Genomic DNA, 12594 nt, shown 5'->3' with positions numbered 1-12594 from the left:
TGCGAGGCTGCACGAAACTGTCAGTGATCGAGCCGCACGGGAATGTCAGTGATCCTCGGATCGAGGAGCGCGCCGAGCCGCCCCATAAAGGGCCGACAGCCCCGGTTTCGTCTCGTAAATATTCCGCACACGGGTTGTGGCCCGATCCGCGGTTTCGGCGACCAGCGACTTCGCGGATCCGTTGCGCCGGTTCGGATCTGGGTCAAAAACGATCGTTTTCGCCCACCCGCGACCGTGCGGGCGACGGTGGGCTGCGGACAGGAGTCCGGCGACGAGTGCTTCGACAAGTCCGGACCGGTGCCGAAAAGTAGGGGCAGGCGTCTGCGCAGCACATCATAATCACGACGTCGAAGCTGTGTCGCCATACGCCGGGGTGCGCACTTGCGCACCGCGTCGGCGGTGCGCAGGCTGTGGCCTCGTGCCCGAATTCGGCTCCAGTAGGGTCACGTCGGTGGATGGTGGGAGCCGCTACGAAGCTTACGAGGCCGAGCTGTGGGAACGCCTCGCCGTATTGCTGCCTTCGGCCGAAGATGCCGAGAACTTCCGGGACTGCCACGAAACCGGTCGGCAGGAAGCCGGGTTGGGGTTCCTGATGCACCGGTTGATCGAGCACCGAGTTCCCGTCACCGATCGAACACGCGCCGAGATCGAAGTGCTGGCCGAGCAATGGGGTGAACGGCTGGCCCGCCACGACGAAGTCGTCGCGTGTGCGCGTGACTCCGAGGGCGAGGTTTCCATCCGGCTCGTGCCCGACGATGCCTCGTCGCCGGTCGGACCGGACCGCCTCGGCATCACCGATCCGGCCTTGGCCGGCCTGCTCGTCGTTCCCTGGCTGGAATGCCTGCGATGCAGGCAAGTACTGGACCGCGTTCACGCCCAGGAACCGTGGGGAGAACTGGGGTACCTGGCCGCCTACTACACCCTCCGCCGTTCCGCCACGTCGGACAGCGCAACCGAAATCTTCGACGAGGCCGACCTACACAGCGCCTTCGAGAAGTTCCTGTCCTGCACCTGAGCACGCCACGACGGGCTCGAAATGACGCTCGCTCGGCCGGTCACCCGAGCGACACAAGGGCCATCGCAGCGCAGCCGCGTGGTCTACAACAGCCCACTGACATCACGATGCGGCCTACCACTGACACATCTGCGGTTTTCGCACCTCAGACCACTGACACTTTCATGCGGCCTCGCACTCGCGGGAACTCGTAGCACGCCCACCCGCGATTCATCGGCTTCCAATCACTTCAGTAATTCTCACACCCTCATGCTTTGTAGGTAACTATCCAGTCACGACGCCGAGGACTTCCGTACCGTGGAGTACGTGATGCCGGTGGCGAAACTGCCAGCGGGCGAGGGGGACTCGGACTATGTCCGCGTCATCGCCACGCACGACGCCGACGAGCGCGGTCGCCAGCCGCTAACCGATTACTGCAGCGAGTTCGGCGAATCCCCCGGCTTCCGGCTGGCCTCCGGGCTCGGCCTGTCCGCCGGGGGCCGGTGAGCGAGGCGCAGGTCCGGGCGCTGCTCGGGGAAGGTCTGCACCGGAAGCGGATGCGATCATCGCCGAGACGATCGCCGCGCAGATCGGTTTGGGCGTGACAGTGTCGGTGCCTACGGTTGTCCCCGGGAGGAAGACCTCGAAGCGCGGCTTTCTCGGCTCCAGCGGGTCCAGCGCAGAATCGAAGATCGGTTAGGCTCGCGTTCTTCGGCTTCGTTATCTAGGTCATAAGTCGACCCTCTGCGGCGGCGAGCACATCGAGTACACGGTCTTGGAGGCGCAGTAATGAACATCCAACGTCGCATCGAAGAGCTGACCACACAAGCAGAGGACGCCGATCTCATGGGCGATTTCCTATCCGAGCAGTTGGTACGAGGCATCGAACCGGCCGACGTGTCCGAACTGCCCGTGCCGGATACCTCAGAGGAGGAGTAGTCCTCGGGGCTGACGGCGACGGTCCGGCTTTGAAAGCCCCAAAGTACGAGCTCGCCGAAATTGCGAAGAAACACGGCTTTGACGTGTCCAGCCTGCTGCGGAAGTGGGTCAATCTTCCACCAAACTCACCACGTCGACCGCCGCTGGCCTGAACACGAAGCCGGTCCCGGACCCGTGACGGTTCACCTTTCGACGCGGGCGGCGGCCTCCCGCGGCCGCGGCGGATGACGTATCAGGGTGGCAACGTGCATCAGCCTGATCGAGACCGAGTCCGACGCTGTTCAGTGGTTGCGTGATGATCTGTCGCCGGACGAAAGCACTTCCCAGGAAGACCCGCATTCTGACCTCGGTCACGCGCACGCTGGTCGGGGCCCGCCACCGCTACCTGGTGTGCGCGGCGCAGATGCCGCCTTGGGTCTCGACCGCTCAGTGGTAGAAGGTAACCAGGTCGCTGCCGTCGGCGCACTCGTGTAGCCAATCCTCGAGCTCTCAGATGGCACCGCGGATATGGGTGTCCTCGACCATGTGCAGATCGGCCGACTCCAGAGCTGGTGCGAGCCGCCATCTCGGCGGCGGTCAGATGCTCGACCCCTGGAAGTCGTCGATTACTGGGAGCACGATGGACGAGCCTGCCAAAGCGAGATCGGCGGAGGGTCGAGTCGGCCCCCAGCACCGCGAACTGTTCGCCGATCAGGTCCGTGCCGATCGGATACCAGTGCTCGTTGTGCAGTGCGCCGCCGAACCGTTCGCACAGTACCTTCAGCGCTCACCCGTAGCCCGCGCCGTCGGTGCCCGTGTGCGGCAGTCCGAACAACAGTTCCCGTAAGGCGATGAGCCGGGCCGGTGAATCGATGGTCGATGCGTGTACGTCGGCCATCCAGTCGAAAAACTTGGCAGCTCGGAGGCGAACATGCAGGCTGTTTTGACGTGCTCGATCCTGACCGCTTACACCATGAGCCCGTATCCATGATCACTTCACTACATTCCCGCCATGCACCGGTGCCTCGCCCGCCTTGCGCCCGCAGGACCACCACCATGAACGATACTCGTGGCAGCTCATACCTGGTCGTCACGCGGTCTGCCGGGCGCTTCCTCATGCCAGTTGGGCACGCCCCTTTCCTAGCGTGCGCCCGCACAGGCGCACGGTGGCTGTCATCGGGCCTGCATGCACTGCTCGGAGTGGAATTGCCACGCATCACGCACGATGGTGGCAAGGTCGGTATGCACGGGTTTCCATCCCAACTCTCGCCGAGCTTTTTCGCTGGAAGCGATGCACACTGCGGGGTCTCCGGGTCGGCGGCCCGCAGTACGGATGGGGAAGTCGGTGTTAGTGACTGTCCGGACGGTGTCGAGGACTTCGCGGTTGGTGAAGCCTTCGCCGTTGCCGAGGTTGTAGATGTCGTGGCGGCCGGGCTGGACGGTGTCGAGGGCGAGCAGGTGCGCGGCCGCGAGGTCAGCGACGTGGATGTAGTCGCGGATGCATGTGCCGTCGCGGGTTTCGTAGTCGGTGCCGAACAAGGTGAACTCCGGTCGCTGGCCGCTTGCGGCTTGCAGCAGGATGGGGATCAGGTGGGATTCGGGGTCGTGGCGTTCGCCCAGATGAACGCCATCATCGGTGAGAACGGCTCCGGCGGCGTTGAAGTAGCGCAAGGACGTGGCGCCCAGTGTGGTGGAGGCTCCGCACTCGCCGGCGATGAGCTGGTCGACGGTGGCCTTGGTCGCGGCGTAGGGGTTATTGGGCCGCAATTCAGCGGTTTCGTCGAAGGCAGTCCGGCCGTCACCGGTGTACATCGACCCGGTGGAGGAGAAGATCAGCCGCGGCACACGTGCGGCGCGGATCGCGCGGAGCAGGGCCAAGGAGCCCTCGATGTTGTTGTGCCAGTATTTTTCCGGGTTGGCGACGGATTCGGCGACCTCGATGCTGGCGGCGAAGTGCAGCACGCCATCGAACCCAGCGGCGGGGGTGAGGATGTCGGCGGCCTGGTGGATCGACATCCGGTGGAATGTGGCGGCGGCGGGCAGGTTGGTTTCATGACCGGTGGACAGGTCGTCGATGATCTCCACTTGGTGTCCGGCGGCGACGAGTTGGTGGGCGACGACGGAGCCGATGTATCCGGCGCCGCCGGTGACGAGCAGCTTCATTGGAACCGAGTTCCTCTCTGGGACAGAAACTTATCGGATGGTTGCGGTGGCGACGATATAGCCCTTGGGATCGCGCCAGCACTGTCCGGGATGGGCGGCGAACCATTCGCGAATGTCGGTGGTCACCGCGTCGAGGATCGCGGCGCGGTGCAGGCTGGCGGCGTCGACGCCGCAGAAAGAGAACAGGGACTCGGCGAACCTGATCACGGGTTCGGGGGTGTCGAAGACGAGGGCGTTGTCGCACTGGTGGATTCGAACGTCGCCGAACACCACGCTCATCATCGGCGGCAGCGTCGTCGAGTTCACGTCGTTGACCATGCCCGCCCCCGGGGCCAGCCCGTATTCGGCGGCCCGGTCGATGACGAGTTGGCGGGTGCGGGCGCAGGTGGCGCGGTGGTTGACACTCACGGCGACGCGGCCGCCGACACGGGTGATCCGCCGCAGCTCGCGCAGGGCCTGGTGGGGGTCGGGTACGTGGTAGAGCATGTGCCGGGCGGTGACGGCGTCGAACTCGCCGTCGGCGAACGGCAGCACTTCGGCGTCACCGAGGACGCCTTCAACGCCGGGAATAGCGTCGGTGGCGGCGACCATGGCGGTGGAGTTGTCCAGGCCGACGAGGCGGCCGCGATGTCCGTGTTCGGCGAGGTGGGCAAGGAATCGGCCGTCGCCGCAACCGATATCGACCAGGGCCTCGCTTCCGGTCAGCTCGAGCGCGGCCAGAACCGCAGTAACCGGGTCGTCGGGATGTTCGCTGTGGCGGGCGTGAGTGTCGATCCGCACCTGCAACGGGGTGATCGAGGCGTATTCCGACCTCAGGCTGGGTCCGGTGGTGCTCATGCGCGGGTGCCCTCCTCAGCTTCGGGTGTGGCGTCACTGTGGTGCAGCTTTCCGGCTGCCACAGTCAGGATCGGTGTGGTCAGCTGGTCGAGATCGCGGGTCGGGTCGCCGGGGACGGCGATCAGGTCGGCGGTGAACCCGGCGGCGAGCGTACCGGTGAGGTGCCCGATCCGGAGCGCATCGGCGACCCGGCGGGTGGCCAGATCGATGACCTCGGCCGGGGACAGTCCGAGGTCGAGGTAGGCGGGCAGCGAGTGCGGGTATCTGCCCAGTGGGGTGTGCGGGATGCCCGCGTCGCTGCCGGGCACCAGCCGAACACCGGCGTCGAGCATGACCCGCAGATGGTCGCGGCGCACCGGCCACGGCAGCCGCCCAGTCGCCGAGCGGGCGAGATAGTTGATGGTGGGGCAGACCAGGATTCCCTGGTCGGCGATTTCGCGGACCAGACCGTGGTCGAGGTCGAACCCGTCGGCGGTCATCCAGGTGCAATGCTCGATCGAGTCGACCCCGGCGGCGACGGCTTGCCGGATAGCGGCGGTGCCGTGCGCGTGGGCGGCGACCGGCAGGCCGTGGTCGTGCGCGGCATCGACAGCCGCGGCGACCTGGGTATCGGTGAACTGCGGCTCATAGGGCGAGCTGGCGCCGCCGGTGGTGAATCCGCCGCTTCCCATGATCTTGATCCAGTCCGCGCCATGAGCTGCGTTCGCGGCCACCATGTCCTGGATTCCGGCGATGGAGTCGACAGCGCCACCGAGGCCGTGGCAGTGCCCGCCCGTCACGGTCAGCGGGATGGCGGCGGTCAGGACCCGCGGCCGATTGTAGGTTCGGGTCAGGGTGTCGCGGTCGGTGTAGTGGGGTGCGCCGAGGTCACGCACCGTCGTGACGCCCGCGTCGAGGAGTTCGGCCAGCCCTGCGCGGATGATGTTGGCGACGTCGAGGCGGGTGGTCGCCGGGACCGCCGCCGGCGGATGTACGGCACCGCCGAAGGCCAGGTGCACGTGCGCGTCGATGAGGCCGGGCAGCACGGTCGCCTCCGGCAGGTCGATCTGTCCGACACCGAGGTTGCTCCACTCGCCGGGCAGGTCAGATGTCGGGCCGACCCAGGCGATCTTGCCCTCCTCGACCACGACGGCGCCCGGGGTGTGGGTGGCGCCGTGGCCGATGAGCACCCGTGCGGCGGTGATGATGTGTGCGCTCACGCCGACCGCTGGGCTGAGGTGTGCCGATCGGGGTCGGCGAAGACTTCGATCACCAGCGTTCCGGGCGCGACGACGGCCGCATGCGGCACTCGGTCGGCCAGGGTGAAATGCTTTCCGCTACAGAGGGTTCGGGTGTCGTCTCCGACGGCGAGTTGCAACTGTCCGGCGACCACCAGCCCGAGTTGGGGGCCGTGCTGGTGGCGCGGCACGCTCGCCCCGGTGGGGAAGGACCAGAACACGATCTGTCCGTGGGGACCGGCCAGCAAGTGGCCGCGGCAGCCGGGGAACGGGGTGTCCACGACGGGGAGCTGCTGCACCCAGTCCGGCCAGTCATCCATGCTTCTGCCTCCCTGCTATCGAACCGACCGCCGAGGTGGGGCCGGTGTAGTTCGCCACCGGCCGCGCACCGAAGTTGTGCGGGCCCAGGTGGTAGTAGTAGTCCGCGCGCAAACCCTGGACGTGTGCACGCAGCACCCGGTTGGGACGGTCGGTGCCGCGTCCAAAGTCCACTGGCGAGATCCGCGCCAGGGCATTGAGTGAGTCGAGCGCGGTTGGCACGGTGTCGCGGTCGATCGCGGCCACGGTGACGTGCAGCGCCGAGGCTGCCGCCCGCCGGAACCGGGTCGGTCCGTAGAGAATGACCGTGGCCGCCAGCACGGTGCGCTGGAACCCGTCGAGCAGGTGCACACAGGCCGGAATGGTGTGTAGGGCCGCGAGCAGGTCGCGGTGGGTGGCCGCGACGCCGAATAGTTGCGCGGCCGCAGTGAGGACCAGATCGTAGGTGCGTGCGTCGGTGAGTGGCATCGGCTGACTGTGTTCGCGGGCGCGCACCAGCTCGGCGACCGCGTCGCGGTTCAGCACCGCACAGGCCATCGGGTCGTCGACCAGGCCGCTGTAGCGCTGCGGTCCACCAGGGCAGCTGCCGAGGCAGGCGACGGCACGCACCGCTTCCAGCGCGGTCTTGATCCGCCAAGGCGTCGCCCTCAGTGGGCTGTCGGGGCAATAGATCGTCGCGAGCTGATGGGTCAGCCCTTCCAAGCCTTCACGCGGGCCGATCGGTGGGTTGGCGACTCCGGCCGGGACGGGCCCGGCCATCGGGCGGTCGGCGCAAAGGTGCAGGTCGGCGCCGAACCTGCCCGCGACCCGGCCGACATCCCGGCAGCCGACGGCGAACACGGTGCTGTCGATATCGGGATGCGTTTCGAGCAGCGCCCGGGTGAACTTCTCGACCGGTGCCGGGTCGCCCGGGTTGTCGACAACGGCGACCAGGTCCACGTCCGAGCCCAGGGTGTAGCCCGCCCGGCGGCGGCGCACCGCGGGCTCGCCGCGCGCCAGCGACCCGGACACACAGATACTGGCGCCCTCGCCCAGATGGATGCGGGCCTGCTTGTCCACGGTGCACGCGTAGTCGGCAAGGTGGCGGGTGACCGGCTGGCGGGCCCGCAGTGGCACGGTGGCGCTGTGGGAGAACCAATCCGGGGTGGTCACGGCCGGGCCCTGGTCGCGTCGATGATGGCCGATATCTCTTGATCCCCCAGCCCGAGTTCCAATGCACGGCCGAACTTCTCGGCAGCCGCGGTGATCAACGGTGCGGGGGCGTCTCCGAGGACGGCGGTGGTGTGCCGGAGGTCTTTGGCGATGACGGCCAGCGAGCAGTTGGTCAGTTCGTGCTCGCCACCGAGCATCGCCGCACCGTAAGCGCTGGCGACCGGCGCCGCCCACCCGTGCCTCGACCAGACCGTCATCAACTGGGGGGTGTCGAGACCGAGCGCGGCCGCAGTGGTGAGCGTTTCGGCGAGCCCGGTCAGGATCACCGCCGCCAGCGCGTTGTTCAGCAACTTCACCGTCGCCGTGGCACCAGCATCGCTGATGCGGACGACCTCGCCGGCGATCACGCGCAGCAGCGGGTCCGCTGCCGCGAGGTCACCGGCCGCACCGGCGGTGAATGCCACCAGTGTCCCGTTCTCAGCACCGACCCGGCTCCCGGTGACCGGTGCCAGCACCGGTCGTGCCCCCGCCGCGGCGGCTTCACGCGTCCAACGTTGTGCGTATCCCGGTGACAGGGTCGATGATTCGATCACCATCGCCCCACCTGCGGCGGCGAGCGCGCCGTCGGGGCCGAACCACACTGCCTGGCTGGCGGTGTCGTCGTGCACGAACGACCACACCACCGGTGCTTCTTCGGCGGCTTGCGCCGGCGTGGCACACACGAAGGCGGGCCCGTCGATCGCGGCGGTGGTGCGGTTGTAGCGGCGCAGCTCGAACCCGTGAGCATCCAGCCGGGACGCGACGGCGTTGGCCATGATTCCGGCGCCGAGCACCGCCACCGTGCGCGGTTCACTCATCGCCGCCGTCCTTGCCGTAGAGCAGCCACACCATCGTCGGCTGCCACTCGATGCGGACCTCGAGCTGCGGGTAGCGGGCGACCACGTCGACCGAGGCGATACAGGCGTCGACCTCACCGTAGGCGGCCGCGCGGGCGGCCAGCGGCTTGGCGTTCACCGACACCAACTGTGCTTCGGGCGTGTGCCGGGTGGCGAACACCCGGGTCGCCGGATGCGTGGCCACTGTCGCCACCGGTGCCTGCCGGGGAAGGTCGCGCCGGACCGCCAGACACATCGGCTTGGTCGGGCTCTCCCAGCAGCGGTGCAGCCGCAGCACACCGGCGTGCGTGAAGTGCTGATCCACCCAGGAATCGGTCGTCCGGTCATCGGCGTCCAGCGCCAAATATCCGGCCGCGACCAGTGCCCACGTCCCCTCGGCCGCGGCTGCAGCCGCCATCGCGTCGGCGAACGAATCGGCCAGCCGCACCACTGCGGCGTGCTTGCGGGCTTCGGCCTCGGCGTCGGTCCCTGCGGGCCCCAGGGTCACAATCGGCGCATCCAGTTCGAACGTCGCCGGCTCCTGCTCGCACACGGTGATCGCGTCGTTCGGGCAGCAGGCGGCCGCGGCGCCGGCCTGCCCGATACTCACCGGGGCGCCGTCGACGGTAGCCGTGGCGATGCCGTCGACCAGCTGTAGGTGCGCGGCGGCGATCGGCAGGCACACCCCGGTTCCCGCGCAGCGGTCGCGGTCGATGATCAGTCTCGCGTCCATGCCACGTCCAATCGTTCGAGGGATCGCACCACCCGGCCAGTCCGCCAGGTCCCGGGATCGGCGGGATCGGCGAGCCGCAGCCCCGGCAGCCGGGTAGTCAGAGTTTCCAGGGCTATCCGTGCTTCCAGCCGGGCCAGGCCCGCGCCGACGCAGTAGTGGGTGCCGTGCCCGAACGCCAGATGCGGCAGCCGTGCCTCGCGGTCGAGCACGAGGGTGTCCGGGTCGTCGAACACGCACGGGTCACGTCCGGCGGCGTGCATCGCGGGGATGACCGCGTCTCCGGTGCGTACCAGCACCGGACCGAGCTGCACATCCACGGTGGCCACGCGGGTGAACCCGCCACCGACACCGACCGGCACGAACCTCAGCAGCTCCTCCACCGCGGCGGGAATCGACTCCGGTCGCTCGACGAGGTGGCGGAAATGGTGCGGTTCGCGCAGCAGGGCGAACACCGCGCTGGACAGGAACACCGTCGGCGATCCGCGCCCACCGATCAGGCAGGCGATGATCAAGTTCAGCACTTCCTCGTCGGCCTCGGCCGACTCGCCGAGCAACCCGAACAACCCGGTCGGGTTCTCGGTGGCCATTGCCCGCGCCAGCGACTCGCATTCGGCGCGTGCGGCCGCCAGGGACTCCGAGGTCGCGTCCCGCGCCGTGAGCGCGTCCCCCAATGCGAAGACCTGGTCACGGAATGACTTTGGCACACCGAATATTTCGCAGACCACTGCGGCCGCGAACGGCTCGGTGAACCCGGCGACGATATCGGCGGGTTCACCGCCGCCCACCAGCTCGTCGACCAGCCGGAGCGCCAGGGCAGTCACCGCTGGTTCCATCGCGGCGACCTGGCGGGGGGCGAACATCGGCGCGATCAGCGTCCGCAACCCGGTATGCCGGGGCGGGTCGGTCGCCAAAATCGCCGCCGACGGGAGCACCTCGGTCGACAACCGCGCCACACGCGGCTGATTCGCCAGCTCCCGGGAAAACCGGGAATCGGCGAGCACTTTCCGCACCAGCGCGTGATCGGTAACCAGCCAACCCATGGACCCGCTGGGCAACTCCACCGCCGTCACCGGCCCACACCGGCGATAGTCCGGCTCGAGATCCAGCGTGTGCTGCTCCCCAAATGGGTACCGCAGCGGGCACGACAACATCGGGCTCTCAGGATTCACGGGAGCACGCTCCTTCGCTGACATCACGAGTGAAAAAGACTTTCCACGCCACCGCATTTCGCTGTGAAGCACGCTGGCAGCGATGCGACCGAACGACAGAACGATCACCGTTTCGACGGTATGCTGACCCGGCCGAAGCCTGAACTGACCCGCAGTACGAGTAAGCCCGGCATCACCGCGTAGACGCCAAGGACTGTCCATGGGCATGCCCCGCGAAACACTGCCTCCAAGTCAGAGTTCGGCGCGGGGTGCCGTCTCCGGATTCCTGCTGAAGCTACTGCGAGAAGCCACGCACCTGACCCAGGCCGAGTTCGCCGAACTCGCCCGCGTCGACCCCACCACTGTCTACGGATGGGAAAGCGGCCGCCGCTCCCTGGCCGGTCTACGCGCCGGGGACCTGGCCCGCGTGCGGATGCTTCTCACCCGCCACGGCGCACCACCGCACGCCATCGCCCTGCTCGGCGACGCACTGGAAGCCGACCTGATCATCGGCGACACCATTTCCACCGACCCTGCCACCACCACGCCCGGCCAGCATCCACTCGCCATAAGCGTCCACCAACGCACACTGGCCAACCTGATCACCTGGCCGATCACCGGTAGACCACCGGCACAACTGACCGACCTCGGCGCAAGACGCAGACGTGGACCACGGCCCACGCATCCGATCATCTCCGTCACCGACCGCCAGCGGTTCTTCGACAACCTCCTGCTCACCGCAGACCGATGCCGCTGGCCCGACGACGCCCTACTGCGTCGGCAAGCCACCTTCCTGCTCGGCTTCGACGAACGCATCGAATCCAGCGACTGGCTCGCCGGAGAACTCACCCGCGCCATGCGCTCCCCCACCAGCTCCGGCCCGCCCGGTTGGCTGCGCGTACGGTCCTCGGCCATCGCCTTGGCCGCAGCCGGCGACCGCGAACCCCTACGCGCCTGGCTGTCCCGGCTGCGCGACGACCACGCCCAGGAACAAACAAACCTGGCCTATTACGCCTACTGGGTCGGCGAACTCGGCATCGGCCCGGTTACCACTGACGCGGCCATGGTCCGCGCCGACCCCGACACCTGGTCCGGAGAAAAGCTGCTACGGCATTTGCTCGACCAACTCAACCCGGGCACCGGACAAGCGGACCTGTACGCCCACACCCTCGCCGACCTGATCGCCAGCCACCCGCACCTGCTCGCCAACCCCTCACTGCGAGCTGCCACGCGAACCACGCTCGACCGGATGAGCGACGACCCCCAACTCATGCCCCAAGCTCACCACGATCTGGCTAACGTGGCCTTTGCAGTACGCATGTCCAGTCGATGACGCGGAGGAACAACCATGGATGCACAACAGCTCGGTCCCGAGGCCGCAGCCGAGATCGCCGCCTTCGCCTACGAGCTGGGCAACCTCAAACGCGAACCGCGCAAAGGCTGGCGCCAAGCCCACGTGCCGAACCCAGAATCGGTCGCCGATCACACCTGTCGAGTGGCGCAACTCGCCTCTATCATCGCCGCCGTCGAAGGCGCCGACCCCGCCACGGCCGCCCACATGGCCGTCTGGCACGACAGCCAAGAAACCCGCACCGGCGACAACAACAAGACCTCTGTCGCGTTCATGACCATCGCCAGCCACGAAGAGGTCACCGCCGCCCAAACCGCCGGGCTCCCGCAAACCGCCCGAGAAGCGTTGCAGCGCACTGTCGCCGAGTTCGAGGCCCAAGCCACACTCGAAGCCGTGTGCGCCCGCGACGCCGACAGGCTCGAATGCCTCATCCAGGCCCTCGAATACCAAGCCGCGGGAAACGCTTTGATGGAGGAGTGGATCACCGACTCCTACGCCAAGCTCAAGACCACCACCGCGATCCAGATCGCTGAGGCAGCCAAAGCCACCTCGCCACTCACATGGCGCCAATAAGCGAGTTTCCTGGTCCTCGCTTGGAGGTCGTTTCATCCCTGCGATGCCCGACACCGACGTGATCTCCGCCGTCAAGGCGCCGCTGCCGCGCTAGTCCGGCATGATTGCGCACTTCATGCTCGGGTACCACCTCGGCGACGTCGATGGCAACGCCACCGCAGCGGCGCCGTCGGGCTTGCGCACGATCGCCGCTGCGCAGATTTCCGTCCTGTCGAACCGTATCCATCCGGCCGTCTCGAGCCAATGCGCTTGCGCTTCGGCGTCAAAAGCGTTGTTGAAGAGCGGGATACGGTTCGGATCAACCACCTCGGTGGG

Annotated in this window: 14 protein-coding genes; 5 read left to right on the top strand and 9 right to left on the bottom strand. The window is 67.6% G+C overall.

What is annotated here, in order from left to right; genetic code table 11:
* Positions 1 to 451: 451 nt before the first annotated feature.
* The 3 genes from NS3_RS27795 (at position 452) to NS3_RS29365 (ending at position 1933) form a co-directional block, all read left to right on the top strand.
* Positions 452 to 1015: a hypothetical protein gene (locus tag NS3_RS27795; protein WP_067865934.1), complete on the top strand. Its 564-nt coding sequence runs from the start codon at positions 452 to 454 to the stop codon at positions 1013 to 1015.
* 297 nt (positions 1016 to 1312) lie between these two features.
* Positions 1313 to 1501: a hypothetical protein gene (locus NS3_RS27790; protein ID WP_067865932.1), complete on the top strand. Its 189-nt coding sequence runs from the start codon at positions 1313 to 1315 to the stop codon at positions 1499 to 1501.
* A gap of 282 nt (positions 1502 to 1783) precedes the next feature.
* Positions 1784 to 1933 carry a hypothetical protein gene (locus NS3_RS29365; RefSeq protein WP_157101581.1) on the top strand — a complete coding sequence of 50 codons (150 nt, stop codon included), beginning with the start codon at positions 1784 to 1786 and terminating at the stop codon, positions 1931 to 1933.
* Positions 1934 to 3085: 1152 nt separating this feature from the next.
* Here NS3_RS29365 and galE read toward each other — a convergent pair.
* The 8 genes from galE to NS3_RS27750 are packed head-to-tail and all read right to left on the bottom strand — an operon-like array spanning position 3086 to position 10247.
* A complete protein-coding gene (gene galE, locus NS3_RS27785) occupies positions 3086 to 4075 on the bottom strand; it encodes a UDP-glucose 4-epimerase GalE (protein ID WP_067865929.1) in 990 nt (329 codons plus the stop codon).
* Between the two features lie 30 nt (positions 4076 to 4105).
* Complete coding sequence (locus NS3_RS27780; protein WP_067865927.1) at positions 4106 to 4912, bottom strand: class I SAM-dependent methyltransferase; 807 nt, start codon at positions 4910 to 4912, stop codon at positions 4106 to 4108.
* The gene (locus NS3_RS27775) at positions 4909 to 6111 is read right to left on the bottom strand and encodes an amidohydrolase family protein (RefSeq protein ID WP_067865924.1); all 1203 of its coding nucleotides are present in this window, start codon (positions 6109 to 6111) and stop codon (positions 4909 to 4911) included. The genes NS3_RS27780 and NS3_RS27775 overlap by 4 nt, the downstream gene beginning before the upstream one ends.
* Positions 6108 to 6449, bottom strand: coding sequence for a cupin domain-containing protein (locus NS3_RS27770; RefSeq protein ID WP_067865921.1), 342 nt, complete (start codon positions 6447 to 6449; stop codon positions 6108 to 6110). The genes NS3_RS27775 and NS3_RS27770 overlap by 4 nt, the downstream gene beginning before the upstream one ends.
* Positions 6442 to 7599 (bottom strand): nucleotidyltransferase family protein, encoded by a 1158-nt coding sequence (locus tag NS3_RS27765; RefSeq protein ID WP_067865918.1) that lies wholly within the window; start codon positions 7597 to 7599, stop codon positions 6442 to 6444. The genes NS3_RS27770 and NS3_RS27765 overlap by 8 nt, the downstream gene beginning before the upstream one ends.
* Positions 7596 to 8456, bottom strand: coding sequence for an NAD(P)-dependent oxidoreductase (locus tag NS3_RS27760; protein ID WP_067865916.1), 861 nt, complete (start codon positions 8454 to 8456; stop codon positions 7596 to 7598). The genes NS3_RS27765 and NS3_RS27760 overlap by 4 nt, the downstream gene beginning before the upstream one ends.
* Positions 8449 to 9207 carry a ferredoxin gene (locus tag NS3_RS27755; protein WP_084496029.1) on the bottom strand — a complete coding sequence of 253 codons (759 nt, stop codon included), beginning with the start codon at positions 9205 to 9207 and terminating at the stop codon, positions 8449 to 8451. The genes NS3_RS27760 and NS3_RS27755 overlap by 8 nt, the downstream gene beginning before the upstream one ends.
* The gene (locus NS3_RS27750) at positions 9192 to 10247 is read right to left on the bottom strand and encodes a cytochrome P450 (RefSeq protein ID WP_245649845.1); all 1056 of its coding nucleotides are present in this window, start codon (positions 10245 to 10247) and stop codon (positions 9192 to 9194) included. Before NS3_RS27750 ends, NS3_RS27755 begins: the two co-directional genes overlap by 16 nt.
* A gap of 334 nt (positions 10248 to 10581) precedes the next feature.
* Here NS3_RS27750 and NS3_RS27745 point away from each other — a divergent pair, with 334 nt between their 5' ends.
* Positions 10582 to 11688, top strand: a complete 1107-nt coding sequence (locus NS3_RS27745; protein WP_169811700.1) for a helix-turn-helix domain-containing protein — start codon at positions 10582 to 10584, stop codon at positions 11686 to 11688.
* Positions 11689 to 11703: 15 nt separating this feature from the next.
* Positions 11704 to 12279 carry an HD domain-containing protein gene (locus NS3_RS27740; protein WP_067865908.1) on the top strand — a complete coding sequence of 192 codons (576 nt, stop codon included), beginning with the start codon at positions 11704 to 11706 and terminating at the stop codon, positions 12277 to 12279.
* A gap of 90 nt (positions 12280 to 12369) precedes the next feature.
* On the opposite strand, the gene NS3_RS29655 is transcribed toward NS3_RS27740, so the two are convergent.
* The coding region (locus NS3_RS29655; protein ID WP_169811699.1) for a hypothetical protein at positions 12370 to 12594 on the bottom strand (225 nt) is incomplete at its 5' end.

This window comes from Nocardia shimofusensis NBRC 100134, assembly GCF_001613125.1.
GTDB classification, from domain to species: Bacteria; Actinomycetota; Actinomycetes; order Mycobacteriales; family Mycobacteriaceae; genus Nocardia; species Nocardia shimofusensis.
This window is presented reverse-complemented; position numbering and strand designations above follow the sequence as displayed.

Bases quoted from the DNA above. Each gene is read 5' to 3' on its own strand.
- NS3_RS29365 (WP_157101581.1), top strand. From the start codon at position 1,784: ATGAACATCCAACGTCGCATCGAAGAGCTGACCACACAAGCAGAGGAC.
- galE (WP_067865929.1), bottom strand. From the start codon at position 4,075: ATGAAGCTGCTCGTCACCGGCGGCGCCGGATACATCGGCTCCGTCGTC.
- NS3_RS27780 (WP_067865927.1), bottom strand. From the start codon at position 4,912: ATGAGCACCACCGGACCCAGCCTGAGGTCGGAATACGCCTCGATCACC.
- NS3_RS27770 (WP_067865921.1), bottom strand. From the start codon at position 6,449: ATGGATGACTGGCCGGACTGGGTGCAGCAGCTCCCCGTCGTGGACACC.
- NS3_RS27760 (WP_067865916.1), bottom strand. From the start codon at position 8,456: ATGAGTGAACCGCGCACGGTGGCGGTGCTCGGCGCCGGAATCATGGCC.
- NS3_RS27755 (WP_084496029.1), bottom strand. From the start codon at position 9,207: ATGGACGCGAGACTGATCATCGACCGCGACCGCTGCGCGGGAACCGGG.
- NS3_RS27750 (WP_245649845.1), bottom strand. From the start codon at position 10,247: ATGGGTTGGCTGGTTACCGATCACGCGCTGGTGCGGAAAGTGCTCGCC.
- NS3_RS27745 (WP_169811700.1), top strand. From the start codon at position 10,582: ATGCCCCGCGAAACACTGCCTCCAAGTCAGAGTTCGGCGCGGGGTGCC.
- NS3_RS27740 (WP_067865908.1), top strand. From the start codon at position 11,704: ATGGATGCACAACAGCTCGGTCCCGAGGCCGCAGCCGAGATCGCCGCC.